Origin of the sequence: Phenylobacterium sp. (assembly GCF_036501465.1) — a bacterium.
In the GTDB taxonomy this organism is placed as follows: domain Bacteria; phylum Pseudomonadota; class Alphaproteobacteria; order Caulobacterales; family Caulobacteraceae; genus Phenylobacterium.
The window spans coordinates 14,647-41,219 of record NZ_DASYAF010000091.1 but is presented as its reverse complement, the minus strand read 5'-3'; the positions used below and the strand labels follow the sequence as shown (position 1 = coordinate 41,219).

Sequence of the window (26,573 nt, the reverse complement as noted above, 5' to 3'; positions counted from 1 at the left end):
GATCACTCGGGGGTCACTCGGCGGCCAGCTTCCAGCTCGCGGGGAGCAGGTCGGCCCAACGGACGAAGGTCCGCCGCGGATCGGCGTCAGTCAGCGGGAAATCGCGGCGGAAATGGCCGCCCCGGCTCTCGCGGCGCGCGGCGGCGGCGGCGGCGACCAGGCGGGCGGCGACCAGGGGCGCGGCGCGACCGTGGGTGGCCTCCAGGGCGTCGATCAGGTCGAGCAGGCGGCCCAGGCCCTGGGCGTCGCGCACCACGCCCGCCTCGCGGCTCATGGCGCGGCGCAGTTCGGCGAGGTCGATGTCGGGCAGGGCGGGCGTGACCAGCCGCACCAGCCTGGCCGGCGCGGGCCAGGCCTCGGCGGCCGCGGCGCGGCCGGCCCGGGCGCCGAAGACGGCGGCTTCCAGCAGGGAGTTGGACGCCAGGCGGTTGGCCCCATGCACGCCGGTCGCGGCGCATTCCCCGGCGGCGAACAGGCCGGGCAGGGTGGTGCGTCCCTCGGCGTCGGTGGCGATCCCGCCCATGTGGTAGTGGCAGGCCGGGGCTACCGGGATCGGCTGGACGCGCGGGTCGATCCCGCCGGAAAGGCAGGCGGCGAAGACGGCCGGGAACTCGTGCGGGAAGGCCTCGCCCACCGCCTCGCGGGCGTCGAGGAAGGCGCCGCGGCCGGCCGTGCGCTCGGCGTGGATGGCGCGGGCCACCACATCGCGCGGGGCGAGCTCGGCGTGGTTCGAATAGCGCGCCATGAACCGCTCGCCGGAGGCGTCGACCAGCACCGCGCCCTCGCCGCGCAGGGCCTCGGTGGCCAGCGGCGCGGGATCGCGGCCGATGTCGATGGCCGTGGGATGGAACTGCACGAACTCCGGATCGGCGATCACCGCCCCGGCCAGGGCCGCCAGCGCCAGACCCTCGCCCTTCAGCTCGGCGGGCGTGGTGGTCTCGGCGTAAAGGCCGCCGATGCCGCCGGTGGCGAGGATCACGGCGCGGGCGGTGATCTCGACGAGCTCGCCCGCATGTTCGGCGACCACGCCGCGCACCCGGCCCTCGGCGTCCTGCAGCAGGCCGCGCAGGCGGTGGCCGTCACGCACCGTCACATGCCGCTGGGCCAACACATGGGCGGCCACCGCGCCCATGATCGCCGCGCCCGCCTGGTCGCCCTTCACCCGGGCCACGCGCGGCCGCGAATGGGCCGCCTCCAGGCTTTGGGCGAAGGCGCCGTCGGCCGTCCGGTCGAAGGGGGCGCCGAGGGCGGCCAGCGCGCGCACCGCGTCCGGGCCTTCGGTGGTCAGCAGCCGCGCCATGGCCGGATCGACCAGGCCCGCGCCGGCCGCGATGGTGTCGGCGGCGTGCTGCTCGGCGGTGTCGCCTGCCGACAGCGCCGCGGCCATGCCGCCCTGCGCCCAGGCCGAAGAGCAGCCGTGGCTGAGCGGCGCCTCGGTCAGCACCAGGGCCTTGCAGGGCGCGCAGGCCAGCGCGGCCGAGAGCCCCGCCAGGCCCGCGCCCACGATCAATACGCCGTCATGGCGGATGCGGCTGGCCATCAGGCCTTCCCCTTCAAGAGCCAGAAGAGGTCGGTGCGCAGCTCATCCGGATTGTCGGTCCAGTCGCCATAGACCTCCCAGCTCGCGCCGGTGATCTGGCGGCCCGCCGCCTGCGCCGCGGCCTTGGCGGCCTGGTGGCCCTGGAGCATCTGGTCGTAGGGACCGAAGTAGACCGCGTGCGCGACGTCGCCGGCCGGGGTCTCGACGGCGGCGACCTCGCTTACCGGCCCGGGGAACGGTGCGGACAGCCGCACCCCGATCCGCAGGTCCATCACCGTCGTGTTCGGCATCGGGCCGTAGTAGACGGTGGCGGCGCCCGGCGCGCCGTAGTCGCCGTCGGCCAGGACGTCGAACACCGCGTCCAGCCCCTGGCGGATCGCCTCGGGCAGGCCGGCGAACTCGCTCTTCACCTCGACCGCGGCCATGGGCTCGGCGGCGACGGTCTCGATGGCGACGGAGGCGATGCGGCCCATCAGATCAGCTCCACATCCACGTGGTGGCGCGCCTTCACCAGGTCGTAGCGGGCAGGCTTGGCGGGCGGCGGCAGGTCGATCATCCGCTGCACCGCCAGCCGCGCGCGCTCGGCGATCGCCGGGTCCACCGTCACCTCATGCATCCCGTACAGCAGGGCCTCGTAGATGTTCTCGAGCGTGATCCGCTTCATGTGCGGGCAGAGGTTGCAGGGCCGCACGAACTCGGTCTCGCGCGCGTCGGCCGCGACATTATCGGCCATGGAGCATTCGGTGATCAGCACCACCCGCTTGGGTTTGCGCGTCAGGACATAGTCGTTCATCGCTGCGGTCGAGCCGGTGAAGTCCGAGACCTCGATCACCTCGGCCGGGCATTCCGGATGGGCCAGCACCTCGGCGCCCGGATAGGCGGCCTTGATCTCCAGGATATCCTCGGCGGTGAAGCGCTCGTGGACCTCGCAGCGGCCCTGCCAGGCGATGATCCTGATGGCGGTCTGGCGGGCGACATTGCGGGCCAGGAACTCGTCGGGGATCAGGATCACCCGGTCGGCGCCGAACAGGCGGGCGGCTTCCTCGACCACCTGCACGGCGTTGGCCGATGTACAGCAGATGTCGGTCTCGGCCTTAACCTCGGCGGTGGTGTTGACGTAGGTCACCACCGGCACGCCGGGATAGCGCTGCTTGATCAGCCGCACGTCGGCGCCGGTGATCGAGGCCGCCAGCGAGCAGCCAGCCCGCAGGTCGGGGATCAGCACCGTCTTGTCCGGCGACAGCACCTTCGAGGTCTCGGCCATGAAGTGGACGCCCGCCTGGACGATCACGCGGGCCTTGGACTTCGCCGCCTCCTTGGCCAGCGCCAGGCTGTCGCCCACGAAGTCGCCGACCCCGTGGAAAATCTCCGGCGTCATGTAGTTGTGCGCCAGGATGACCGCGTCCTTGTCGGCCTTCAGCCGGTTGATCGCCGCGATCAGCGGCGCCTGGGCGCGCCATTCCATCGGCGTCACATGGCCCTGGACCTTGTCCCAGACCGGCGCGGTCGCGCGCTCGACCTCTGGGGTGAAGGGAAGATGGAAACCGTCCGCCGCCATGCCGAGCCTCCTTATGCTCAAAATGAGCATTTCTCGGTCCGAAAAAGACGCCAGGAGAGGTTCTCTCTTCCCCAGCGTTAGTTATGCTCAGTTAGAGCAAAACCATACAGGGACATATAGACCCCTGTCGGAAAACCGCAAGTCACGAATTCCTACCGGCGCTTCCAGCCCCGCTGGCAGGGGCTAGGCCGCCTTGCCCATCACCTCGTCGATGATCGCCGCCAGCGCCTCGGCGGGGTAGGGCTTGGTCAGCAGCGGCCAGGGCGCCTCCGACGCCGCGCCCAGGGTTTCGCCGGTGTAGCCGGAGGTCAGGATCACCGGCAGGCCGGGCCGCAGGGCGACGGCGGCGCGGGCCAGCTCCACCCCGTTCATGCCGCCCGGCATGATCAGGTCGGTGACCATCAGGTCGATGCTGTCGGGCCGTTCCAGGATGGTGAGGGCCGGAGCGGCGGCCTCGGCGCGCAGCACCTCGTGCCCCAGGTCGATCAGCATGGCCTCGACCATCTCGCCGACGCTGAGGTCGTCCTCGACCAGCAGCACCCGGCGCGCCGGCCCGCGCGGCGACAGCTGCGCTTCGGGATCGGTCTCCGTGGCCTCGGCTTCGGCGGCTTCCAGAGGCAGGTGGATCCGCACGGTCGTGCCGCGCCCGGGCGAACTGTCGATCACCGCCGCCCCGCCGCTCTGCCGGGCGAAGCCGTAGACCTGGCTGAGCCCGAGGCCGGTGCCGCGGCCGGGCTCCTTGGTGGTGAAGAAGGGCTCGAACACCCGCGCCACGGTTTCCGGCGACATGCCGGCGCCGGTGTCGTGCACCGACAGGCAGACATAGTCGCCGGCCGGCGCGTCCTCCGCCTCGCCGGCGGCCAGGGTGCGGACCTGGGTCTCCACCCGGATGCCGCCGCCGCCCGGCGTGGCGTCGCGGGCGTTGACCACCAGGTTCATGATCGCCGCCTCGAACTGGCTGGGATCGATCCGCGACACCGCCCGCCCGGCGCCCGGCGTCACGGTCATGGTCACCGCCTCGCCCACCGCACGACGCAGCAGGGGCTCGTTCTCGATCAGCAATTCGTCGACATGCACCAGTTCGGGCTTCAGCGCCTGGCGCCGCGAGAAGGCCAGCAGCTGCTGGGTCAGCCGCTCGCCGCGCCGGGCCGCGCCCTGCGCCGCCTCGATCATCCGTTCGCGCCGCGCCGCATCGCCCGGATGCCGCTGCATCAGGTCCAGCGCCCCGATGATCACCGTCAGCAGGTTGTTGAAGTCGTGCGCCACCCCGCCGGTGAGCTGGCCGACCGCTTCCAGCTTCTGGGCGCGATGCAGCTGCGCCTCGGCCTCGTCGCGCTCGGCCAGCGCCGCCTGCACCCGCTCGGCCAGCAGGTCGTTGATCCGCGTCAGGTCGGCCTGGGCCTGCTTGGAATCGGTGACGTCGAAGCCGACGCCGATGTAGCCGGTGAGCCCGCCGTCCGGCCCATAGCGCCGCTGCGAGACCGAACGGATCCAGGGCCAGTCGCCGTTCGCCGCGCGATAGCGCGCCTCCCAGACGAAGTCGCCGCCCGCCGCGACCGCCTGCGCTTCCTCATGGGCGATCCGCTCGAGGTCGTCGGGGTGGATCAGGGCCCGCCAGTCGAACTTCAGCGCCGCCGCGTCGTCGAGGCCCAGGAAGTCGAGGTAGGCGCGGTTCACGAACTCGCGGCTGCCATCCACCTTGGAGACCCACATCAGCACCGGGGCGCTGTCGGCCAGCATGCGGAACCGCTGCTCGGTGGCGATCAGGTCGGCCTGGACCTTGGCCTCGGCGGCCTTGGCCTCCTCCAGCCGCAGCAAGGTTTCGCGGAGCGCGGCGGCCACCAGGACCGTGGCGAAGCCGGACAGGCCGAACTGCACGATCACCCCGGTGCGCGAAATCGTCGCCACGACCGAGTTGGCGCCGAAGTAGCCCATCACCATGACCAGGGCGAGCGAGCCCCAGCCCCAGCGCGGGCCGGCATAGAGGGTGGTCAGGATGAAGGCCGGGAAATAGGTCGCCGAGAGCCCCGCGGCGTTGTCGAAGCCCAGCAGCAGGCCGCGGGTCAGGATCGCGCCGGCGAAAGCGACAAGCGTGATCAGCCCCGCTTGCCAGAGCGGCGTGGCGCGACGCGGCACGACCTGCAGCGGCCATTCGGACGGCGTCATGCGAGGGCGTTCTGCGGCATGAAGTCTGCAGGAGTCTCCCGAACTGGCGCCAGAATGGGAGCCCTGGCGGCGAGGCGCAACCGGCGATATGACGCTGGCCCGCTCGGTGCGGGACGCGCGAAATGGCGAGGCTTGTTCATTTTTTGGCCGGTTTGCGGCCCCAACGACGCCGCCGGACGTATCTAGGGCGACGGTGCGAGCAGGAAAGGGAGCCAGGATCCTCCAGGCGATCGACAAACGGACCCGTGCGGGGGTTTGGGCGACGCTGGCCCTGACGGCGGCGGTGGTCGCCCTGTGGCTGATCGCGGCCGCGCCGCGTCATGCCGACGCCTCGGTAGAGGCCCCGGCGGCCGGCGGGCTGCTGTCGCTGGCCAACCTGACGGACCAGGCGCTGAACGCCGAGGCGGCCCGGCTGGACCCGGCCACGCGGGCGATCGCGCGACGTCTCGACCCGGCGCTGCGCCGCCAGGACCTCTGGGACCGCCCGGTGGGCTGGGGCCGCTTCGACCTCGGCCAGCCGCCCGACCTGGGCTTCGACACCAAGACCGGCGAGGGCGCGGTGGCGCTCAACAACCTGCGGCCCTTCGCCGGCCTGCCGATCCGGCCCATGCGGCCCTTCGTGCTCGAGGCTTCCGCCGACGACAGCGCGCGCGCCCTGCACTGCATGACCCAGGCGATCTACTACGAGGCCGCCCGTGAGCCGGTGCGCGGCCAGCAGGCGGTGGCCCAGGTCGTGCTGAACCGGCTGCGCCATCCGGCCTATCCGAAGTCGATCTGCGGCGTGGTCTATCAGGGCTCGGCGCTCAGCACCGGCTGCCAGTTCACCTTCACCTGCGACGGCGCCCTGCGCTGGACGCCGCAGCCGGCCCTCTGGCGCCAGGCCGAGCAGGTGGCGAAGAAGGCGCTGGCCGGCTTCGTCGACAAGGACGTGGGCTCGGCCACCCACTATCACGCCGCCTACGTCGTGCCCTACTGGGCCCCGACCCTGGTGAAGATGACCCAGGTGGGCCAGCACATCTTCTATCGCTGGACTGGCCCCTGGGGCGAGCCGCCGGCCTTCACCGGCCGCTACGAGGGGCGCGAAGGCAATCTGTCGCCGCAACTGCTGGCCAGCCTCGATCCGCTCACCCAGGGCCGCCTGGGCGTGCGGCCTGCGGGCCAGCCGGCGGCGCCCAGCGAGCGGAAGATCACCTTGGCCATCGCCGGCGAGGTCCGCACCTACACGGTCGCCGATCCCGCCCAGCCGACAACCGCCGACCGCCCGCGCACGCCGGGCACGCTGGTCGCCTCGCGCCGCCAGCCGACGCCGGACGAGGTCAAGCGGATCAACGACTCCCTCGCGGCGCTGGAAAAGGGTGGCGACGCCGCCGACAAGGTCGCCGCCAAGCCGGACTAGGCGCCGCCAAGGCCGCAAGGCCGGCTATGCGCCAAAGGCGTCCGGATAGGCGACGGTCAGGGGCTCGGTGAAGGCTCCCTCCTCCAACGCCAGCGCCTGGAAGGCGGCGAGATGCGAGAACGGCGAGCGCACGCCCTTGGCCGTCTCGTTCGAGAAGCCGAAGCGGCCATAGTATTCCGGCTCGCCCAGCACCAGCACGCCGCGGCAGCCGAATTCCGGCGCCTGCTCGAGGGCCGAGCGCACCAGGGCCGCGCCCAACCCACGCCGCTGCAGGGCCGGCGTCACCGCCAACGGCGCCAGCGCGCCATAGAGCGCTGGGCTGTCCGCCCACAGGCGGCTGATCAGGATGTGGCCCTCGACCGCGCTATCCTCGGCGGCGACCAGTTCGAACACCACATCGCCGTCGGCGCGAAGCTGCTCCACCAGCCGCGCCTCGTCGGGCCGCCCGAAGGCCTCGGCGACCACGGCGAAGATGGCGGCATGGTCGGAGGCGTTCGCGTGGCGGATCATGGCCGCCAACCTAGGGCGCTTGCGACGAGCCTCCTAGTCGTCGCCGCCCCGGTTCCTCGCTCTCGGCCCGAAACTCCGGGGCTCGCTCGGGCGCTGATCGGCGCGGGCCTCGTTGCGGGCGGCCTCGGTGGCCAGCTTCTTCCAGCCGTCGGCGATGGTCGCATAGACCGCCTTCTCCGCGGCGCTCTTCGCGCGCGCGGCCATCCTCAGGACCTCCCTGGCCTGAGACTCGTAGCGTTCACTGTCACGCATGCGCCGGTACTTTCGCGACCCTCTTTAACAATTGAGAGTGCGACTCGGTTTCATCGACTCGGATTCGGGCGGGATTTTGAACTAAGCCGTTGACGAAGCTTGGCTATCGCGACGCGGTCACCAGACGCCGATCTTCTCGGCCTCGTGGTGGCTGATCGGATGGTGGGCCTTCCTATGGTCCTCCTCGGCCAGGAAGCGCACGGCCTCCAGCGCCGCCATGCAACCCATGCCGGCCGCGGTCACCGCCTGGCGATAGACGTCGTCGGTGACGTCGCCGGCCGCATAGACGCCCTCGACCGCCGTGGACGCCGTGCCGGCCTTCACCTTCAGGTAGCCGGACGCGTCCATCTCCAGCTGGCCCTTGAACAGCTCCGAGGCCGGGGCGTGGCCGATGGCGATGAACACCCCGTCGCAGGCGATCTCGCGCGCCGCCCCGCTCTCGACGTCCTTCAGCCGCACGCCGGTGACGCTCACCGGATCGCGGGCGCCCAGCACCTCGTCGATGGCTGAATTCCACACCACCTCGATCTTCGGGTGGGCGAACAGCCGCTCCTGCAGGATGCGCTCGGCCCGGAACTCGTCGCGGCGGTGCACGACGGTGACCTTCGAGGCGAAGTTGGTGAGGAACAGGGCCTCCTCCACCGCGGTGTTGCCGCCGCCGACCACCACGACCTCCTTGCCGCGATAGAACGGGCCGTCGCAGGTGGCGCAGGCGGAAACGCCGAAGCCCTGGAACGGCGCTTCGGAGGGCAGGCCCAGCCACTTGGCCTGGGCGCCGGTGGCGATGATCAGGGTCTCGGCCAGCCACACCTGGCCCAGATCCGTCGTCAGCCGGAACGGCCGCTGCGACAGGTCGGCGCTGAGCACGATGTCGCTGACGACCTCGGTCCCCACGTGCTCGGCCTGGGCCTGCATCTGGTCCATCAGCCAGGGGCCCTGGATCACGTCTGCGAAGCCCGGGTAGTTCTCCACGTCGGTGGTGATGGTGAGCTGGCCGCCGGGCTGGATGCCCTTGATCAGCACGGGTTTCAGCAACGCGCGGGCGGCGTAGACGGCGGCGGTATAGCCCGCGGGGCCGGAGCCCACGATGAGGCAGCGGACACGCCGTTCGGCGCCGGGCGAAGCTTGTTCGGAACGATCGTCAGCCATGACGCTTATGTAGGTGCGATTCTGGAGGCCTTCATGCAAGCCGAATTGAAGACCGCCGGCGTGGTCGGCCTGACGGGCGCTGCTCTGGGCGCCGGCGTCGCCCTTGGCCTGGGCCTGCGCCTGTTTTCCGCCGTGGCCATGGTGGGCCTGGGCACGGGCATCGCCCTGGGGGTCCTGCTGGGCGCGCACAAGGTGGCCGAGGAGCTGCCCCCGCCGTCAAAGCTGTAGGGCGAGGCAAGGTTAACGACGCCTTCAATCGGTCGGTCTAACCTCGCCGGCGATGAACGCCTCTCCAGAGATTGAGATCGCCGGCCGTCGGATCGGCGCGGGCCATCCGCCCTATGTGATCTGTGAGCTGTCGGGGAACCACAACGGCAGCCTGGAGCGGGCGCTGACCCTGATCGACGCGGCCGCCGACACCGGCTGCGACGCCATCAAGATCCAGACCTACACCGCCGACACCATCACCCTGGACGTCGACCGGCCGGAGTTCAAAATCCAGGGCGGCCTGTGGGACGGGCGCAGCCTCCACGAACTCTACCAGGAGGCCCAGACCCCCTACGAATGGCACGCGGCCCTGTTCGAGCGGGCGGCGAAGCGCGGCGTGACCCTGTTCTCCAGCCCCTTCGACGAGACCGCCGTCGACCTGTTGGATGGCCTGGGCGCGCCGGCCTACAAGATCGCCTCCTTCGAGGCCGTCGACCTGCCGCTGATCCGCTACGCCGCGGCCAGGGGCAAGCCGCTGATCATCTCCACCGGCATGGCCAACCTGGCCGAAATCGAGGCGGCGCGCGCCGCGGCGCTGGAGGCCGGCGCGGCCGGCGTGGCGCTGCTGCATTGCGTGTCCAGCTATCCGGCCGACCTCGCCGACGCCAATGTGCGCACCGTGGCCGACATGGCCGGGCGGTTTGCGAGCCCGATCGGCCTGTCGGATCACACCCACGGGACCGCGGCCTCGGTGGCGGCGATCGCGCTCGGCGCCAGCGTAATCGAAAAGCACTTCACCCTGGCGCGCGCCGACGGCGGGCCGGATTCGGCCTTCAGCCTGGAGCCGGCGGAGTTCGCCCATCTGGTCGCCGAGTGCAAGGACGCCTGGACCGCGCTCGGCGCCGCCCACTACGACGTCCTGGGCTCGGAGCGCGGCAACCTGCAGTTCCGCCGATCGCTCTACGTCTGCGCCGACGTTGCGGCCGGCCAGCCGATCACTCGGGCCAACGTCCGCTCGGTGCGCCCGGGCCTGGGCCTTGCGCCGGCCCACTACGAGGCGGTGCTCGGCCGCCTTGCCGCCCGCGACCTGAAGCGCGGCGAGCCGCTGGCCTGGGACATGCTGGGGTAGGCGTCACGCCGCAGGGCTGACTGCGGCAAAGTTAACCGCAGATTAGCCGAACTTACGGCCTCTTACCGATCCCTGCCGGGAGACCGTCCGATGACCGCCATGCCGAAGCCTCGTGAGATCCAGGCCGCCTCCCGGCCACGCCTGGGCGAGACCATGGTGGAGGACTTCATCCGCGACGGCGCGCATCTGTTCGACCAGCCGCTGGACCCGAACGCCTGCGCCGACCTCCTGGCGCGGATCAAGGCGACCCGCGATTTCGGCGCGGGTCTGTTCCTCTCCGAGGAGGAGTTCGACGCCGACCCGCAATACACCGGCGTCAATCCCAGGCCCGGCCGCAACCTCTTGGAACGGTTCGAGGACCGGCTGGGCTTCGTGGAAGACGATCCGCAGATCGTCGAGGGGATCGGCGCCCTCATCGGCCCCGGCTACGAGATCCTCAACAAGAAAGTGGTCTGCGGCGTGCCCGCCAGCGCCGTGCCGGCCTGGCTGCGCGAGCGGATCCTCGGCAATCCGGTGAACAACCTGGGCGCCTATGTGCGGCCGCAGTTCCGCGACGTGACCTATTTCTACGGCATCGACTTCCACCAGGACCTGATCGACTACAAGGCCCGCGAGGCCGACTTCCTGACCCTCTATATCTACCTGCACCCGGTCACCCACGCCGACGCGCCGCTCTACCTTCTGCAGGGCAGCCATGCGCTGGGCGGCTCGATGTTCCCGCACAATCTGACGCGGATCGGCGACACCGACTGGCTCTACCGCAACGGCGAGCACGGCGACGTGGTCGCCCGCCAGAAGATCCTCACCGGCGACACCGGCTTCGCCGCCGTCTGGCACGCCTGCACCCTGCACGGCACCCAGCCGGACGCCGCCGATCACGAGCGTATCTCCCTGCGCTACCTGATCGCGCGCAAGCACGCCGGCCCGGTGGGCCTCGAGCGGGTGAACGCCACGCTGCGCGGGCCCCTGAGCCTCGCCGACACCCGCAAGGATCTCGCCGCCGATGGCTCGGCGGTGATCAGGGCCAACACCGTCAACCGGGCCTAGGCGGCCGCGACGCATCATCGAGGAGCACGGGCCATGGCGGCCAAGACTTGGTTGAAGGTGATCGACGCCGGCGCGATGGACGCGAAGGCCCTGCGCGATCTGGTGTGCGCCGAGATGGCGGACACCGGCGTCCTGCGGCTGCGCAACGTGCGGCCGTCCGGCGATCCGCTGGTCTTCTGGCGTGGCGTCGGCGAAGCGGTGGGCGAGGCCACCGACACCATCGAGGACAGCGTCACCGGCGAACTGAGGATCGTGCCGGGCGCATGGATGGACGTGCGCTTCGAACCCGATCGCGCCGACACCTATCGCCATCACAAGGTCGGCCAGCCGCTGCATTCGGACGGCGCCTATGTGCCGCCGGACCATGTGCGCGACATCGCCCTGTTCTACCTGGAGCGCCAGGCCCGGTCCGGCGGCGAAAGCCTGTTCGTCGACGCCGCCACCGTGGCCCAGTACGCCAGCGCCAATGCGCCGGGCCTCTATGCGGCCCTGACCAGCCTGCCGGTACGGTTCGGCAAGGCCGGTCAACGCGGGCGCACCACGACCGTCCTCTCCCGCCGTGACGGCCGGCTGAAGATCAACTGGAACTATTTCCGCGTGCTCCCCGGCCAGGGCGGGGCCGTGGACCGGCTGCGTGAGGATTTCCGCCTGCTGCTGGAGCAGATGATCGAGGACGGCGCGGTGGAAAGCTTCCGGCTGGAGGCCGGCGACACGGTCTTCTTCCGCGACGAGGAGGTGCTGCACGGCCGGCGCGACTTCGCCGCCGAACACAGCGGCGACCGCCTGCTGTGGAAGACCTATTTCACCGGCCAGGCCCTAGCGGCCTAGATGCTGGTTCCGCGCCGATCGTTCGGCGCCGCGGGCGTCGAGCTCAGCGCCCTGGCCTTCGGGACCATGCGGCTGGCGCCGCCGAAGTTCGACGCCGGGAGCGCGCTCGCCCTGCTGCTGCACCTCAGCGACCATGGGGTGACCAGCTTCCACGTCTCGCACGAGTACGAGAGCCATCCCTTCGCCTGCGAGGCGCTGGCGGCCCTGCGCGCCGCGCGGCCCGCGGCGCCGATCGAGCTGATCGCCAAGATCGGCGCGCCGCACTTCGATGAGACCGGCTTTTCGGGCGCGGCGTTCCGGGCGCGCATCGAGGCCTTGCTACAGCAACTGCCGGCCGGGCGGGTGGACGTGGTTCAGTGGATGGTGCGCCACACGCCGAACGAGGATGCTCCGCGCCTGGCGATCCTGCGGCGGGACCGCGACGCGGTCGCCGAGGCCGCCGAGCGGCTGAAGGCCGAGGGCAAGATCGGCGCCCTGGGGATGTTCCCCTACAGCGAACCCTTCCGCGCCGCCGCGCTCTGCGAGCCCTTCGTCGACGGCCTGGTCGACTACCTGAACCCCAGCGAGCTGGAGGCGGCGCCGTGGCTGGACGCCGTGGCGGCGCGCGGGCAGGGCTTCGTCGCGCTCCGCCCGCTGTTCGCCGGGGCCCTGGCGCACGATCCGGCGCGGGTGGACGCCGCCCTGCGCTTTCCGCTGCTGCATCCCGCCACGGCGGCCATCGTGGTCAGCCTGTCCGACGTCCGCCAGGCCGACCAGGCCATCGCCGCGGCCCACACCGCCCCCGATCCGGACGCCTTCCGCCGCGCCTTGGCTTAAGCCGCCTTCAACGGGCATTAACCATAATCGCCGACGTTCGGGGACGAGTTTCCCGGAGTCGCCGCCCGTATGTCCGCCCCGCTGAACCTGTCGGTCCGCGACCCCATCGCCGAAGGCCGCGCGGCGCTCGCCGCCGGGGATCCCGCCCAGGCCGCGCAGCGCTTCGCCGAGGCCGTGCAGGCCCAGCCCGCCGACCACGAGAGCCGCTACTGGCTCTACAGCGCCCTGGTCGCCACCGCGCAGCCCAAGGCGGCGGCCGAGACGCTGAACGACGCGCGGAACCTGCACGCCATCGCCTGCCTGCGCGGCGCCGGCGTCGACATGGCGCGCATCCAGGACGACAAGGGCTATTGCGCCCAGGTGGGCCTGCAGCTCTACGCCGCCAACATGATGGGGCCGGCCAGCTTCTGCCTGGGCCGCGCGCTCGACGTCCAGAACCTCAACGCCCAGACCATGGTGAGCTACGGCCTGTCGCTGCAGCACCAGGGCCGGTCGGACGAGGCGGCCGCGGTCTTCCAGGCCGGGGCGGAACTCTTCAACGCCCCGCAGATCCACGAATTCATGCTCTATTCGCTGTTCCACGCGCCGGACGGCCTGGCCCGCGTCTCGCAGGAGGCGCGCCGCTGGGCCGACCTCTACGCCGCGCCTCATGCGCCGGCCCAGGCGGTTTTCGCCAACGACCGCAGCCCGGAGCGCAAGCTGCGCGTGGGCTACGTGGGGCCGAGCTTCACCCGCACCCAGGTCGCCCAGTTCCTGCTGCCCGTGCTCGAGGCGCACGACCCGGACGCCGTCGAGGTGTTCCTCTACTGCGCCGATCCGGCGGGCGAGGCCGCCCTGCCGGACCACTGCCGGCTCCGCGCCATCGACGGCGTTCCGGACGCCGAGCTGGCCGACATGATCCGGGCGGACCGCATCGACATCCTGATCGACACCTGGGGCCACAACGCCGGCAGCCGGCTGACCGCATTCGCGCGCCGCCCGGCGCCGATCCAGATCGCCTGGATCAACTTCGTCCAGACCACCGGCCTGTCGTCCATGGACTATGTCTTCCACGCCGACAGCATGGATATCCCGGGGACCGACCAGTACTTCACCGAGACGGTGTGGCGCCTGGGCCCGATCATGGCGCCGTTCCGCCCGCACGCCGACCGCCCCGACCTGGTCCGCACGCCGGCCCTGAAGAACGGCTACGTCACCTTCGCCTCGTTCAACAATCCCGCCAAGCTCAGCGAGATGACGGTGGCGGCCTGGTCGCTGATCCTGCGCGCCCGGCCAGCCGACCGGCTGGTGCTGAAGTACGCCTACTTCGAAGATCCGGTGCTGCAGCGCGCGACCCGCGCGCGGTTCGCGGCCTATGGCGCAGAGCCCGAACAGCTCGAATTCCGCGGCCATTCCAAGGGCGCGGACTACCTGCGCGAGTTCCAGGACATTGACCTGGCGCTGGACCCGTCGCCGTGCCCCGGCGGCACCACCAGCTGCGACGCGCTCGCCAACGGCGTGCCGGTGCTGACCAACCGCGGCGAGGATTTCTATGCCCGCATCGGCGTGCCGGTGCTGGAGCCCTGCGGCCTGACCGAGCTGATCGCCGCCGACTGGGACGACTATGTCGCCAAGGCGCTGGACCTGACCGCCGACTTCACGGCCCTGAACGCCCTGCGCGGGCGCATCCGCCCGGCGCTCGACGCCTCGCCCTATCGCGACGAGGCCGGCTTCACCCGCAAGCTGGAGGCGGCGTTCCGCCAGATGTTCGCCCGCTGGCTGGAGGCCCAGGCGTGAGCGCGGCCTCCACCGTCCTGGTGTTCCCGGCCGGCATGCCGGACGCCCTGGCCTACCGCGACCGCGCCAAGGCGCGCGGCCTGCGCGTCATCGGCGCCTCGTCCGTGCCCGGCGACCCGGCCCGCGACCAGTACGACACCTGGGAAGAGCTGCCCTACGTCAACGACCCGGCCTTCGACACCGCGCTCGCCGCCCTGATGCGCCGCCATGGCGTGGGCGCGGTGCACGCGCCGCACTTCGTGGTCTGGGACCACCTGGAAAAACACCTGGGCGAGATCGCGCCCGGCGCCCAGCTCACCGGCGAGGACCGCCCCCAGGACCACGAGCGCGCCTACAGGGCGCTGGAAGAGCGCGTGGCGGCGGCGCGGACCCCGGATTTCACCGCCGCCGTCCCGCCGCGAGCGCCGCTCGGCTTGCTGGAACGGATCGGCCTGATCCGCTTGATGAACACCGTCCCCGGCATGTGCGCCGAGGAAAAGGCGCTGGCGGTGATCGAGATCATGTGCTGCGCGCCCGAGGGCGACGTGGTGGAGATTGGCTCCTGGTGGGGCCGCTCGGCCACACTGTTCGTATGGCTCGCGCGTCGCCATGGCATCGGTCAGGTGCTCTGTGTCGATCCCTGGATCAGCGACGCCATGGGTCAGGGGGACGCCCTGCTGGACCGCACCAGCTTCGAGCTCGACACCGACCAGGCGTTGCGGATGTTCGAGATCAACCTGGCCCCGATCGCAGCCGGGCAGATGAACTATCTGCGAGCCCGCGCCGAGGACGCCGCGGCGCTCTATCGGCCGGGTCTGACCCTCCGCACCGAGGCCTTCGGCGAAACCCGCTACGAAGGCGCGATCGCGGTCCTGCACATCGACGGCAACCACGCCGAGCACCACGCCGAACTCGACACCCGCCTCTGGACCCCGCACGTGCGTCCGGGCGGCTGGATCATCTTCGACGACTACGAATGGGCCTTCGGCGACGGCCCGAAGAAGGTCGCCGACGCCTTCATCACCGCCAACGCCGAACGTATCGCCTGCCGCTTCCAGGCGGGTCCGGCCCTGTTCCTGCAGTTGAAGGACCGGCCGCATGGCTGATGGTGGCCTCGACCTCGCCGATCGCGCGGCGGCCGATCTTGCCGGACACGGCTGGACCCTGTTCGAGGGGGTGATCCCGGCCGACGAACTCGCGCCGATCCGTGCAGCGATCCTCGAAAGCGTGGAGGACTGCGGCCGCCGTCAGGTGGCTTCCGGCGCTCGATCCGAGCCAGACGGCACCTCGCACCACACGGTCGGGCAGTACCCTGCGCTGGACGCCTTCCTCGAACGCGCCTGGCTCGCGCCGCACGTCGCCCGCCATTTCGATGGCGCGCCATACATCCTGCACGCCTTCAACCCGGCGGTGGTGCGACCGCAGGCCCAGGTCTATCTGCACAAGATTCACCGCGACGTTGGAACTCACGCCGGCGACTTCCATCTGCTGATCAACATGCTGGTGATGGTCGACGCCTTCACTCTGGAGAACGGCGCGACCCATGTGCTTTCAGGCTCCCATCGCGAGCCTGCCAAGCCGGACGAGGACCGTTTCTGGAGCCAGTCCGACCGCCTGGTCGGACCGGCCGGCAGCATCGTCCTCTTCGACTCCAACCTTTGGCACGCGGCCGGAACCAATGTCTCCGACCAGCCACGCGCAGCGCTGACGCTGAGCTTCAGCCGCGCCTTCATGAAACAACAGATGGACTACCCTCGCTTCCTCGGCGAGGCCTATGGCCGCGGACTCAATCCGCAGATGCGCCAACTACTCGGCTATCGGGCCATGACGCCGGCTTCCTACGAGGAATTCTATCGCCCGCGCGAGACGCGGCTTTATCAGGATGATCAGGGATGACGGCTGAAGGCGACACCGCGCCGGCGCGCGACTACGACAAGGAAGCCGGTCAGTTCGGCGCACGGAAATACAACTACGATTTCGACGCCCGTGTGCGCGGCTTCATGATGCGCGCCTTCCAACCCCTGCTGCCCGCAGGTCGCGCCCTGGAGCTGGGTTGCTATGTGGGCGACTCCACAGCCTGGCTGACCGATATCTACGACGACCTCACGGTGATCGAGGCCGCGCCCAGCCTGGTCGAGGCGGCTCGCGCCCGGTTCGGCGAGCGCGTGCGCTTCTTCTGCTCGACGTTCGAGGCCAGCGATCTTACCGAAGAGTTCGATGCGATCTTCCTGATCAATACCCTGGAACACCTCGACGACCCGGTGGAGGTGCTGGGCAAGATCCGTCGCTGGCTGTCGCCCACGGGCCGCCTGTTCCTGCTGGTGCCCAACGCCCAGGCGCCGTCCCGGCAGATCGCCGTGAAGATGGGGCTGATCACCCACAACGCCGCCGTCACCGAGGCCGAGGCGAAGAACGGCCACCGCCACACCTTCTCGTTCGACACCCTGGAACGCTGCGTCAGCGAGGCCGGTCTTACGGCCTTCCAGCGTGGCGGTCTGGTCTTCAAGGGCCTGGCCAACTACCAGTTCGACGCCGCGCTTGAGGCCGGGATCATTTCGGATGCCTACATGGAGGGCTGCTACCAGCTCGGCATGCAGTACCCGGAGCTCTGCGCCAGCATCTATCTGATCTGTGGGCGCGGCGAGGGATGAGCGCGCCGGCCCTGACGCCGGATTGGGCTGGTGTCACCCTGACGCCTTTGACGGCCTCCGACGTGGAGCAGTTGAACGTCTGGCAAAATGACCCGCAGATTCGTGACCTGATCCGGGGGTTCAGGGGTCCCGTCCGGGCAGAGACCACGGCCGATTGGGTCAAGGCCGTGTCCGACCAGAACCTGAAGACCCGAGCGGTCTTCGCCATCCGTCATGACGGCGGCTTCAAAGGCTTGGCCCAGCTTCACGGCATCGACTGGGTTCAGCGCGACAGCCTGTTGGGCGTCTATGTCGGAGAGCCTACCGAAAGGGGCGCGGGCCTTGGCCGTGTGGCCACCAGCCTGCTGCTCGACTATGCCTTCCGTGGCCTTGACCTGCATCGGGTGACGCTTGAGGTGATCGCCGCCAACACGGTCGCCCGGCGGCTTTATGAGAGTCTCGGGTTCACCCTGGAAGGGGTGCTGCGACAGGCCTACCTGCGCGACGGCGTGCGCGAAGACGTGATGCTCTTCGGCCTCCTGCAGTCGGAATGGACGTTCGACCTGCCGCCTGACGCCAATCGCCTGTTGGCGTCGCGGACCTAGGCCGCCGCAGCGGCCATCGGCGCGCGGTAGGCTGGGAAGAAGCGGGTCCCGTCGCGCCCGGCGCTCAGCCGGTCATAAGCCGCCTGGTCCAGCACGGCGCCGCAGATGTGGGCCTGGACCTCGCCGTTGGCGAAGCCGCGCTTGAAGGCGGTGAGCCCGTCGTCGGCGTCGGCGAAGCCCGCGCCGCCGCCCAGGTTCATCACGCCGGCGTCCATGAAGCGCGCGATGGCGGCGTCGTAGAGGGCGAAGTTCGCGCCGTTGCGATAGCCCAGCTCATTGGCGGCGGTCAGGTGGTTGTAGACCGCGCCCTCGGCCTCGAACCACAGGGTCATGCCGGCGCAGGCGCCGTCCACGAAGGCGGCGAAAGCGCAGATCGCGGGCTCGGCGGCCAGCATGCGGAAATAGGCCTCGGAAAAGGCCGCCGGGCCGGTGATGCTGTGGCGCGCCACCAGGCCGTCGTAGAGCGCCGTCCAGTCGGCCAGATGGTCGCCCAGGGCCACCTGGCGCACGTCGCAGCGGCGATGGCCGCGCCGGATGCGCTCGCGATGGTGCTTGCTGGGCTCGAAGCCCCGCGCGGGCTCGACCAGGAAATGGGTCTTGAACGGTCGGCAGACCGCGAAGTCGCGGGCCAGGCCCGCGGCCGGGCAGAGCAGGGGGTCGGGCACCATCACCATGGAGACCAGGCCCTCGGCCGCCAGGCGTTGCAGCCCGCCGGCCAGGTCCGCGCCGCGCGCGAACACCTGCAGCGGATAGGTCCCGATGGCGTCGCACAGGCCGTCGGGCGTCGGCCGGCGGGTGACGTGGGCGCCCCATTCGGGAACCGCGATCACCGCCTCGCGCCCCGCCAGCGCCTCGGCGTAGGCCCGCGACGCGAGGGGGTGGCGCTCGCTCATGGCGCTAGGCGAGCGCCCGCTGCAGGGCGGCGGCCAGCCGGGCCACCTCGCCGGCGTCCATGTCGATCGAGAACGGCAGGCCGAGCGTCGAGGCGGCCAGGGCCTCGGTGGCCGGCAGGGGCTCGCGGCGGCAATCGGCGAAGGCGGGGCTGGCGTGGCAGCCGCGGTCCCACCACTGGCGGGTGTCGACGCCGTCCTCGCGCAGCACCTGGGTGACGTGCGCCGCCGCGCCGGCCGGCAGGCCGACGGTGCAGACGCTGGTCACCCAATCCGCGCCCCAGCCGGGCTGGAACCGCACCTGCGGCCGCCCGATCAGGGCGATGCGCAGCATCTGGGCCGCGCGCATCCAGCGCAGCCGCTCGCCGGGCCAGCCGTCCATCGCCGCCAGGCCCACGGCGCAGGCGTATTCGGAAAGCTTGGCGTTGGTGCCGGGCGCCTGGCTCTGGCGGCTGCCGCGGAAACAGAAGGTGGTCAGCTCGCGCACGCGGGCGGCCAGGGCGAGGTCCTCCGTCGCCAGGAAGCCGCCCTCGCCCAGGCCCAGCACCTTGGTGGCGTGCAGGCTGACCACCGAGGGCAGGCGCGCGTCTGCGAGGGTGTCGAAGGCGGCCGCGGCGTCCAGCAGCACCGGCAGGCCGGTCGTCTCGCGGAAGGCCAGCCAGGCGTCCACGTCCGGCATCCGGCCGAAGGGCGCGACGGGGATCACCGCGCACGCGTCGCGCAGCTTGGGCCCCAGGGCCGCGACGGCCGCCGGGTCCAGCATCCAGGTGTCGGGGTCGACGTCCACGAACCAGGGCTTCAGCCCCGCCTGGACCACCGCATGCGCCGTGGCCACGAAGGTCCAGGCCGGCAGGATCACATGGGCGCCGCCGACCGGCAGGTCCATGGCCTTCAGCGACAGGGTCAGCGCCTGGGTGGCGTTGGCCACGGTGATGACCTGGGTCGGCCGCGCGAAGCGGTCGGCCAGCCGCTGCTCCAGCTCGATCAGCAGGGGGCCGAAGTTGGAATACCAGCGCGCTTCGTCGATGCGCTGCAGGTAGGGCACGATCGCCTCGGCGTTCGGCAGGCGCGGACGCGCCACCGCGACCGGCGCGGGCGCGGTCTCGGCTTGCGGTCTCGGCGCGGATTGGGGCAGGGCCAAGCCTGGTCTCCGGAAAACTCCAAAGGCCAAGGCAACACGGGTGCGGTTAACGCCCGATTAGGGCTGGCGAAGCTCGGCTGCGGGCGGCGATCAGCCGCGGGCCGCGATCATCTTCACGAACACCTCGGCCGCCCGCGGCGCGCCCAGGCCGTCGCAGAGCTCGGCGCTGGCGGCGGCGAGGTCGCGGCGCAGGCCCGCGTCGGTCAGAAGCCGCATCAACGCCCGGTCGAACGCCGCCTCGAAGCCACCCTCGGAACCTGGGCCCGTGGCGTCGACCACCAGGGCGGCGCCGCGCTCGGCCAGGGTGGCCGCCGCCTGCCGCTGGTTGTCGGCCAGCACCACCATCAGGCTGGGCAGTCCCAGGACGCAGCGCTCCCAGGTCGACGAGCCCGCCGCGCCGATGGCGATGTCCGCCTCGGCGGTGAGCCTGGCCATGTGCGGGGTGTCCAGGTGCAGGATGATCCGCGTGTCGCGCCTGGCGATCTTGGAGAGGCTGGCCAGGCTGGGGGCCTCGGCGCCCAGCACCACGTCGATGCCCACCTCGTTCACCTTCGGCCGCAACCGCTCCACCAGCCGCCTGGTGATCCCGTCCAGGTCGGTGAGGCCGAGGGAGACCAGCACCCGGCCCACCGGCTCGCCGCGCCAGGCCAGCGCCTGGTCGCGCAGGGCGGCGAATTCCGGCCGCACCGGGGCGTACTGCGGGCCCAGCAGCAGGCGCACGTGGTCCGGCGTCAGGCCGGTGTAGTCCTCGGCCCGCCGCGCGGGCCCGGAATCCAGCAGCAGGTCCGCGCCCAGCGGCCGGTCGGCCAGGTCGTCGATCACCAGGGTCGGCTTGCCCTTGGCGATGGCGCGATGTTCGGCCTCGGCCAGGCCATAGTGGTCGAAGACCACCGCATCGAAGCGCTCGCCCGCCGCGGCGTCGGCCAGGTCGGCGGGCGCGGTGGAGGCGGCCGCGACGCGCGGCGTCTCGGGTGCGAAGGCCGCCAGGATGGCCTCGGCGGCCGGCGCGGCGACGAAGCGGCAGGACGCGCCCAGCTCGCCCAGCGCCCCGGCCAGGGTCAGCGAGCGCATCACATGGCCGCCGCCGACCTCGGGACCGGCGTCGACGACGAACAGGATGGCGGGGCCGCTCATGCGCGCTCGTGTCTAAGGGAAAGGCCGGCGCGGCCCTAGGGCGAATTCTTGCCCATCCCCAAAAGCCGGGGCTATCCCCAAAAGCAAAGGGCCGCCCCGAAGGACGGCCCCGCTTAGCCCATGGCCGGGCGGCTAGATGAAGTCGCCGGCGACGACGTCGTTCAGGCCGCGGCCCTGCAGGACCACCGCGTCGTCGGCCGAGGTGATCGAGCCGTCGCCGCTGGTGTCGGCGAACACCACCACGTCGGAGCCCAGCTTGATGACGATGTAGTGCGACCCGGCGTTCGCCTGCATGTCGGCGTTGGCCTGGGTCACCGCGGCGCCGAAGTTGGCGGCCGTCGCGGTGTCGCCGTTGAACAGGTGGCCGGCGCCGGCCCCGACCGCGCCGATCTGCATCTGGTCGTTGCTGGTCCAGTCGGTGATCACCTCGGCGTTGTTCTGGTTCGCCGGAGAGGTGCCGGCGGCGAACTGGAACAGGTCGGTCCCGCCGCCGCCGCTGATCACGTCGTGGCCGTTCACGCTGACCTGGGTGGCGCCGCCGGCGCTGATGGTGTCGTTGCCCGCGCCGCCGGTGATGGTGTCGGCCCCGGTGCTGAGCGAGATGCTGTCGTTGCCGCTCCCGGCGTCGATCAGCGAACTCTGGGTCGCCGAGGCGCCCTGGATCGTGTCGTCGCCGTCGCCGCCGGTGATCGCGCCCTGACCGGTGAAGTTGATCAGGTCGGCCCCCGAGCCGGTGTTGATGACGTCGGTGCCGGCGCCGGAGTGGACGGTGTCGGCCCCGTTGCCCGTGGCGATCGAGTCGCTGCCGGTCGCCCCGGTGGTGATGTTGTTGCCGCCGTTGCCGCCGGTGATGGTGTCGCCGGTGACCCCGGCGTCGGACGCGGTGTTGGAGCCGTCGCCGAGCGCGATGTTGTCGCCGCCCGTGCCCGCCACGCCGCTGCTCAGGGTCACGGTGTCGTCGCCGGACCCGCCGGTGATGGTGTTGTGACCGCCGGTGGCGGCGTCGGTGAGGGTGTTGGTCCCGTCGCCGAGCGCGATGCTGCTCGACCCGCCGCCCGCGCCCACCGTCACCTGGTCGTTGCCCGCGCCCGCGTCGATGGCGGCGCGGTCGCCGACGCCGGTGATGGTGTCGTCGCCGGCCCCGCCGGTGATCGTGCCGCCGCCGTTGCCCAGGTCGATCGAGTCGTCGCCGTTGCCGCCGTCGATGGTGTGCACCCCGACCGCCACCGTGATGGTGTCGGCGCCCGCGCCGGCCGAGATCTGCTCGTCGCCCGCGCCGCTGACGTGGATGATGTCGTTGCCGGCCCCGGTGGTGATGATGTTGGCGCCGCCGCCGTCGGTGATCGTGTTGTTGCCGCCGGAATCGGTGATCAGGTCGATGCCGGTCCCGGAGGTGATGAAATCATCGCCGTTGCCGGTGCTGATGGTGTCGTGGGTCCCGCTGACGGTGATCGTCGCGTTGCCGGCCCCGTGGGTGACGCTGTCGCTGCCGCCGCCGCCGACGATCACGTCGTTGCCGTCGCCGCCGTCGATGGTGTCGGCGCCCGTTCCGCCGTGGATGGTGTCGTCGCCGGCGCCGCCGCCCAGCGAGGCGCCGCCGTTGCCGGCGACCAGGCTGTCGTCGCCGCCCTCGCCCAGCAGGGTCGCGCCGTTGGCCGCGGCGGTCGAGGTGACGGTGTCGTTGCCCAGGTTGCCGTCCAGGAAGTCGGCGGCCGTTCCGCCGCCGTCGGTGATCTGGTCGTCGCCCTGGCCGCCCAGGATGGTGTCGGCGTGGGTCGAGCCGGTGATGGTGTCGTTGCCGAGGTTGCCCTGGGCGAAGTTGGTGGCCGAGGCCGAGGAGCCGGCGTGCGACAGGTCGAGGACGTCATTGCCCTGGCCGCCGAACAGGGTGTTCAGCCCGGTGCTCGCCACCAGGGTGTCGTTGCCCTGGTTGCCCTGCAGCAGGTCATTGCCGGCCGAGCCGCCGTTCAGGGTGTCGTCGCCGGCGGCGCCGAACAGGGCGTCCGCACCGGCCGTGCCGTTCGGGCTGGGGGTGTCGTTGCCCGTCGTGCCGACGAACAGTTCGGAGCCGTCCGGGAACAGCCCGATGGCGTGTCCGCGGATCGCCACCCCGTCGTTGGCGAAGGTGACCGTGTGGCCGGCGAAGCTGATGGTCACGCTCGGCGCGCTGTTCAGGGTCAGCGGGTTGAACAGCACAGTCGCCTGTGACGCGGTGCCGGTCGTGAAGACGAGCGTGTCCGTATTCACATTGAACGCATCGGCGTCCGTCTGCGTCATCTGATCGAAAAAGAAGGTCGCCACGTGCGTTCCCCGACTCAAAAGGTTTGCGGCAGCTTGCCGCGAGGATGTTGCGAAAGTCTTGCCAAACTCGCGGCGTGTTTACCATGACGCAAGTCGCGTCGAAGCCAAGCTAAGTCAGTTTTCGTGCGTCGAAACGTCTTAGGAGTTCCTCGGCGGCGCGCTCTGTTTCATCCAACGGCGGATAAGTCCAGGCATCGAAGGCGCCGCTGAACCGCCGCGCGATCCCGCGTTCCGCCAGGTCGCGGTGGAAGCGCTCGAACTTGCGCCCGCCGCCGGCCATCGCCAGCACATGCACCGGCCGTCCCGTGGTGGCCGCGTCGGTGGCCAGGTTGGTGGAATCCTCGGTGACCAGGATGTGGTCTGCCGCCGCCAGGAACGCGAAATAGGGGTTCTCGCCCGCCTGGCCGTCCTGGTCGTCCCAGATCCAGCCGGGCAGGGCGCCCAGCGCCTCGGTGAGGATCGCGCGGGCGGGCGCGGGCGTGCGCCGGGTGAAGCTGAGCAGCAGGGCGCCGCCGGCCGCGCGGACCGCCGCGCCAACCTCCTGCGCCATGGCCCGCGCGCGCTCGGGCGGCAGGTCGTGGGTCTTGGACTTGCCCCCGACGATCATGGCGATGCGCGGATGCGGCAGGGGATCGATCCGGTCGCTGAAGCGGGCCAGCTCGCGCTGGAAGCCTTCGGCGTGCATCCGGGTCGGCGAGCCCACCATCGGGAAGACGTTGGGGCCTTCGACCCCGTCGTGGACCGGCGGCGCCACCATGTCGAAGTCGCTCAGGGCCCCGCGCGGATTCTGGGTCTGGACGACCATGGTCTTGCCGCCCGACCAGCGGCGCACCCGGCGCGACAGCGGCAGGCTGGCGCGGCCGGCGCCGATCCAGATATCGGGCCAGGGCGCGGCGATGGGGCTGTCGGCGCGCAGCGCCAGCCTCGGCAGGGCCATGGACGGCAGGCGGCCCAGGCCCCAGCGCCAGCTCACCCGCTTGACGACGATCTGCGCCGGCCGGCGGCGCGCCACCGCCTCGGCCAGGCCCAGGGCCTGGGCCTCGATGCCCACGCGGCCGTCGGTGACGGCCCAGATGGTCAGGGGGCGGCGATCCGGAGAAGACGAGGCGGGGTCCGCCATCGAGGGGTGGCTAGACCCACTCGACCTTGGCGATCTCGTAAGCCTTCACGCCGCCGGGGGTGTTCACCTCGACCACGTCGCCGCTCTCCTTGCCGATCATCGAACGGGCGATCGGCGAGGTGATCGAGACACGGCCCTTCTTCACGTCGGCCTCGTGCTCGCCAACGATCTGGTAGCGGGACTGCTCCTCGGTGTCCTCGTCGATGACGGTGACCGTGGCCCCGAACTTCACCTGCTTGCCGGAAAGCTTGGAGACGTCGATCACCTGGGCGCGGGCCATCTTGTCCTCGATCTCGGCGATCTGGCCTTCGATCCAGCCCTGACGGTCCTTGGCGGCGTGGTACTCGGCGTTCTCCGACAGGTCGCCGTGCGCGCGCGCTTCGGCGATGGCGCCGACCACAGCGGGCCGCTCCACGGTCTTCAAACGCTTCAGCTCTTCGTCGAGGGCGTGATAGCCCTCGGCGGTCATCGGGACTTTATCCATCGGTGGTGGTGACTCGAGTTCGCCCTTAGTTGGAGGAGGAGTACCGGCCGCGGGCGCAGGCGTCCGGGGGGAAAAAGGATAGTGTTGTGCGCCGCAAAACGCAACCCAACCATAGCGGCGCTATGTGACCCCGCAACGTCGTTATCCATGGTTTCGCAAAGCAGCATGGGGATGCGACCCATTGGTGACAGGGCTCAGGCCGGCGGCGGCCGCAGCTGGCGCGGGTCGTAGAAGAAGCGCTCCTCGGCGATGCGATCGCCCTCCCAGCGCTGCAGGGTCAGCTCCTCCATGACCACCGGCGCGCCCTCGGCCGGCGTGAAGGTGAAGCGCCAGCGGATCACCACCTTGTCGCCATCGATGAGCAGGTCCGTGACGGGGTCGGTCTTCATCTGGGCGAAGCGGGCGATGGTCGCCTTCTCGCCCGCGATCAGCACATCCAGGCCGCCGCGGCGCTCGCCCTGATTGTCCTGCATGGTGGCGTGCGGATGGTAGAAGTCCTCCATCGCCTCGACGAACCTCGCCTGCTCCACCAGGGCGACGAAGGCCTGCACGCGGTCCCGGCTGGGCATCTGGCGATCTTCCTGTGGCGGTAGGCGAAGCGCGACCCTAGCTTAGGGGCCACGTCCCAAGAGATATCGCGAGAGATAGTGATGGCGAGCCCGCGTGGAATAACCCTCTACCATTCGCCGGCCAGCCGGGCCTTCACCGCCTACTGGATGCTGGAGGAGCTGGGCGTGCCGTTCAACGTGCGCACCGTCGACATCCGCAAGGGCGAACAGAAGCAGCCCGCCTATCTGAAGCTCAACCCGGCCGGCAAGGTGCCGACCCTCACCGACGGCGAGGTGGTGGTGAGCGAGAACCCGGCCATCGCCATCTATCTGGCCGACCGCTATGGCTACGGGACGCTCGCGCCGCGCATTGACGACCCCGACCGCGGGCCGTACCTGAAGTGGATGGTGTTCTCGACCGCCGTGGTCGACCCGGTCGCCACCCTGCACAAGAACAAGATCGACCTGCCGGGCTTCGATTTCTCGTTCGGCGCCTTCGACGACATGGTGGCCGTGGTCACCGGCGTGCTGAAGGACCGCGACTATCTGCTGGGCGATCGGTTCACCGGCGCCGACGTGGTGCTGGGCGGCACGCTCGCGCGGCTGATGTACCAGAAGGTGCTGCCCGAGACGCCGGAACTGGTCGACTACCGCGACCGCCTCACCCTGCGCGAAGCCTTCCACCGCGCCGCCGACGCCACCTGGCCGGCGGAGTTCTACGCCGCGGCCACGGTCTAGGGCTTCGCCTTGGCCGGCGGCAAGCTCCGCCCGTTCGCCGGGGCCTTCACCTGCGCCACGTTCAGGGTCATGGAGACCAGGTCGTAGTAGCCGGCGAGCGCGGTCAGATCGACGATCCCCTGGTCGCCCAGCACCTTGTGGGCCGCCTCATAGGTGCGGTCCGACACCTTGTGCGTACGGCGAAGCTCGGCGGTGAAGTCGTAGATCGCCGCCTCGTCGGGGGCCATGCCGCGCGGGCGGCGGCCATGGGCCAGGTCGGCGGCGATGGCCGGCGAGAGCCCGGCCTTCATGGCCAGCGGATAGTGCGCCGACCATTCGTAGTCCGCATCCCAGGCCCGCGCGGTGATCAGGATAGCGAATTCGTTCAGCCGGGGCGGGACGCTGGAATGGAAGCGCAGCTGTTCGCCCACCCGCTGCAGGCGATCGGCGGTCTCCGGGCTGCGCAGCCAGGCGTTGAACGGCCCGCCCAGGCTCGCGCGCGGGCCGGACACGATCGCCTCGGCCACCTTGCGCTGCTCCGGGCTCATCTGGTCTTGCGTGAGCTGCGGAAAGCGGTCGGCGGCGAAAGCGGCGAGGGGCGCCAGCCCCAGCACCCCGGCCAGGAGAAATCCTGTCGCTCGGCCCATGGC

General features: G+C 70.9%; 27 protein-coding genes. 12 read left to right on the top strand and 15 right to left on the bottom strand.

Features of this window, described 5'->3' with window-relative positions; genetic code table 11:
* Positions 1-13 precede the first annotated feature (13 nt).
* The 4 genes from VGL85_RS09795 to VGL85_RS09780 all read right to left on the bottom strand — a co-directional run bounded on the left by VGL85_RS09795 (position 14) and on the right by VGL85_RS09780 (position 5,264).
* Complete coding sequence (locus VGL85_RS09795) at positions 14-1,543, bottom strand: L-aspartate oxidase (RefSeq protein ID WP_331588665.1); 1,530 nt, start codon at positions 1,541-1,543, stop codon at positions 14-16.
* A complete protein-coding gene (locus VGL85_RS09790) occupies positions 1,540-2,013 on the bottom strand; it encodes a hypothetical protein (protein WP_331588560.1) in 474 nt (157 codons plus the stop codon). The genes VGL85_RS09795 and VGL85_RS09790 overlap by 4 nt, the downstream gene beginning before the upstream one ends.
* The gene (gene nadA, locus VGL85_RS09785; protein ID WP_331588558.1) at positions 2,013-3,128 is read right to left on the bottom strand and encodes a quinolinate synthase NadA; all 1,116 of its coding nucleotides are present in this window, start codon (positions 3,126-3,128) and stop codon (positions 2,013-2,015) included. The genes VGL85_RS09790 and nadA overlap by 1 nt, the downstream gene beginning before the upstream one ends.
* Positions 3,129-3,281: 153 nt before the next feature.
* Positions 3,282-5,264 carry an ATP-binding protein gene (locus VGL85_RS09780; protein WP_331588556.1) on the bottom strand — a complete coding sequence of 661 codons (1,983 nt, stop codon included), beginning with the start codon at positions 5,262-5,264 and terminating at the stop codon, positions 3,282-3,284.
* 193 nt (positions 5,265-5,457) lie between these two features.
* On the opposite strand from VGL85_RS09780, the gene VGL85_RS09775 reads away from it, so the two are divergent.
* Positions 5,458-6,660 (top strand): cell wall hydrolase, encoded by a 1,203-nt coding sequence (locus VGL85_RS09775; protein ID WP_331588554.1) that lies wholly within the window; start codon positions 5,458-5,460, stop codon positions 6,658-6,660.
* A gap of 24 nt (positions 6,661-6,684) precedes the next feature.
* Here VGL85_RS09775 and VGL85_RS09770 read toward each other — a convergent pair whose 3' ends face one another.
* From VGL85_RS09770 to trxB, 3 genes are all read right to left on the bottom strand, one after another.
* Complete coding sequence (locus VGL85_RS09770; RefSeq protein WP_331588552.1) at positions 6,685-7,170, bottom strand: N-acetyltransferase; 486 nt, start codon at positions 7,168-7,170, stop codon at positions 6,685-6,687.
* Positions 7,171-7,203: 33 nt separating this feature from the next.
* Entirely contained in the window at positions 7,204-7,374 is a 171-nt protein-coding gene (locus VGL85_RS09765) for a hypothetical protein (protein ID WP_331588550.1), read from the bottom strand.
* A 165-nt stretch (positions 7,375-7,539) separates the two neighbouring features.
* Complete coding sequence (gene trxB, locus VGL85_RS09760) at positions 7,540-8,571, bottom strand: thioredoxin-disulfide reductase (protein ID WP_331588548.1); 1,032 nt, start codon at positions 8,569-8,571, stop codon at positions 7,540-7,542.
* 33 nt (positions 8,572-8,604) lie between these two features.
* Here trxB and VGL85_RS09755 point away from each other — a divergent pair, with 33 nt between their 5' ends.
* The 10 genes from VGL85_RS09755 (at position 8,605) to VGL85_RS09710 (ending at position 17,588) form a co-directional block, all read left to right on the top strand.
* On the top strand, positions 8,605-8,799 hold the full coding sequence (locus VGL85_RS09755) for a hypothetical protein (RefSeq protein ID WP_331588546.1): 195 nt from the start codon (positions 8,605-8,607) through the stop codon (positions 8,797-8,799).
* Between the two features lie 52 nt (positions 8,800-8,851).
* A complete protein-coding gene (pseI, locus tag VGL85_RS09750) occupies positions 8,852-9,907 on the top strand; it encodes a pseudaminic acid synthase (protein WP_331588544.1) in 1,056 nt (351 codons plus the stop codon).
* Positions 9,908-9,997: 90 nt separating this feature from the next.
* Positions 9,998-10,954 (top strand): hypothetical protein, encoded by a 957-nt coding sequence (locus VGL85_RS09745; protein ID WP_331588542.1) that lies wholly within the window; start codon positions 9,998-10,000, stop codon positions 10,952-10,954.
* Positions 10,955-10,987: 33 nt separating this feature from the next.
* Positions 10,988-11,782, top strand: a complete 795-nt coding sequence (locus tag VGL85_RS09740; protein ID WP_331588540.1) for a TauD/TfdA family dioxygenase — start codon at positions 10,988-10,990, stop codon at positions 11,780-11,782.
* The gene (locus tag VGL85_RS09735) at positions 11,783-12,598 is read left to right on the top strand and encodes an aldo/keto reductase (RefSeq protein ID WP_331588538.1); all 816 of its coding nucleotides are present in this window, start codon (positions 11,783-11,785) and stop codon (positions 12,596-12,598) included.
* Between the two features lie 69 nt (positions 12,599-12,667).
* Positions 12,668-14,374 (top strand): tetratricopeptide repeat protein, encoded by a 1,707-nt coding sequence (locus VGL85_RS09730; protein ID WP_331588536.1) that lies wholly within the window; start codon positions 12,668-12,670, stop codon positions 14,372-14,374.
* A complete protein-coding gene (locus tag VGL85_RS09725; protein WP_331588534.1) occupies positions 14,371-15,459 on the top strand; it encodes a class I SAM-dependent methyltransferase in 1,089 nt (362 codons plus the stop codon). Before VGL85_RS09730 ends, VGL85_RS09725 begins: the two co-directional genes overlap by 4 nt.
* On the top strand, positions 15,452-16,249 hold the full coding sequence (locus VGL85_RS09720; protein ID WP_331588532.1) for a phytanoyl-CoA dioxygenase family protein: 798 nt from the start codon (positions 15,452-15,454) through the stop codon (positions 16,247-16,249). The genes VGL85_RS09725 and VGL85_RS09720 overlap by 8 nt, the downstream gene beginning before the upstream one ends.
* A complete protein-coding gene (locus VGL85_RS09715; RefSeq protein WP_331588530.1) occupies positions 16,246-17,004 on the top strand; it encodes a class I SAM-dependent methyltransferase in 759 nt (252 codons plus the stop codon). Before VGL85_RS09720 ends, VGL85_RS09715 begins: the two co-directional genes overlap by 4 nt.
* Positions 17,001-17,588, top strand: coding sequence for a GNAT family protein (locus VGL85_RS09710; protein WP_331588528.1), 588 nt, complete (start codon positions 17,001-17,003; stop codon positions 17,586-17,588). Before VGL85_RS09715 ends, VGL85_RS09710 begins: the two co-directional genes overlap by 4 nt.
* Here the strand turns inward: VGL85_RS09710 and VGL85_RS09705 are convergent.
* The 7 genes from VGL85_RS09705 to VGL85_RS09675 all read right to left on the bottom strand — a co-directional run bounded on the left by VGL85_RS09705 (position 17,585) and on the right by VGL85_RS09675 (position 25,227).
* On the bottom strand, positions 17,585-18,481 hold the full coding sequence (locus VGL85_RS09705) for a GNAT family N-acetyltransferase (protein ID WP_331588526.1): 897 nt from the start codon (positions 18,479-18,481) through the stop codon (positions 17,585-17,587). The genes VGL85_RS09710 and VGL85_RS09705 overlap by 4 nt on opposite strands.
* Before the next feature lie 4 nt (positions 18,482-18,485).
* Positions 18,486-19,619 carry a DegT/DnrJ/EryC1/StrS family aminotransferase gene (locus tag VGL85_RS09700; RefSeq protein WP_331588524.1) on the bottom strand — a complete coding sequence of 378 codons (1,134 nt, stop codon included), beginning with the start codon at positions 19,617-19,619 and terminating at the stop codon, positions 18,486-18,488.
* Positions 19,620-19,709: 90 nt separating this feature from the next.
* Positions 19,710-20,753, bottom strand: a complete 1,044-nt coding sequence (gene pseG, locus VGL85_RS09695; RefSeq protein ID WP_331588522.1) for a UDP-2,4-diacetamido-2,4,6-trideoxy-beta-L-altropyranose hydrolase — start codon at positions 20,751-20,753, stop codon at positions 19,710-19,712.
* Positions 20,754-20,885: 132 nt separating this feature from the next.
* Positions 20,886-23,054 (bottom strand): calcium-binding protein, encoded by a 2,169-nt coding sequence (locus tag VGL85_RS09690; protein ID WP_331588520.1) that lies wholly within the window; start codon positions 23,052-23,054, stop codon positions 20,886-20,888.
* A gap of 109 nt (positions 23,055-23,163) precedes the next feature.
* Positions 23,164-24,174, bottom strand: a complete 1,011-nt coding sequence (locus tag VGL85_RS09685) for a mitochondrial fission ELM1 family protein (RefSeq protein ID WP_331588518.1) — start codon at positions 24,172-24,174, stop codon at positions 23,164-23,166.
* A gap of 10 nt (positions 24,175-24,184) precedes the next feature.
* A complete protein-coding gene (gene greA, locus VGL85_RS09680; RefSeq protein WP_331588516.1) occupies positions 24,185-24,658 on the bottom strand; it encodes a transcription elongation factor GreA in 474 nt (157 codons plus the stop codon).
* 194 nt (positions 24,659-24,852) lie between these two features.
* On the bottom strand, positions 24,853-25,227 hold the full coding sequence (locus VGL85_RS09675) for a nuclear transport factor 2 family protein (protein WP_331588514.1): 375 nt from the start codon (positions 25,225-25,227) through the stop codon (positions 24,853-24,855).
* Between the two features lie 81 nt (positions 25,228-25,308).
* Here VGL85_RS09675 and VGL85_RS09670 point away from each other — a divergent pair, with 81 nt between their 5' ends.
* Complete coding sequence (locus VGL85_RS09670; RefSeq protein ID WP_331588512.1) at positions 25,309-25,944, top strand: glutathione S-transferase family protein; 636 nt, start codon at positions 25,309-25,311, stop codon at positions 25,942-25,944.
* Here VGL85_RS09670 and VGL85_RS09665 read toward each other — a convergent pair.
* Entirely contained in the window at positions 25,941-26,570 is a 630-nt protein-coding gene (locus VGL85_RS09665; protein ID WP_331588510.1) for a carboxymuconolactone decarboxylase family protein, read from the bottom strand. The genes VGL85_RS09670 and VGL85_RS09665 overlap by 4 nt on opposite strands.
* Positions 26,571-26,573 lie beyond the last annotated feature (3 nt).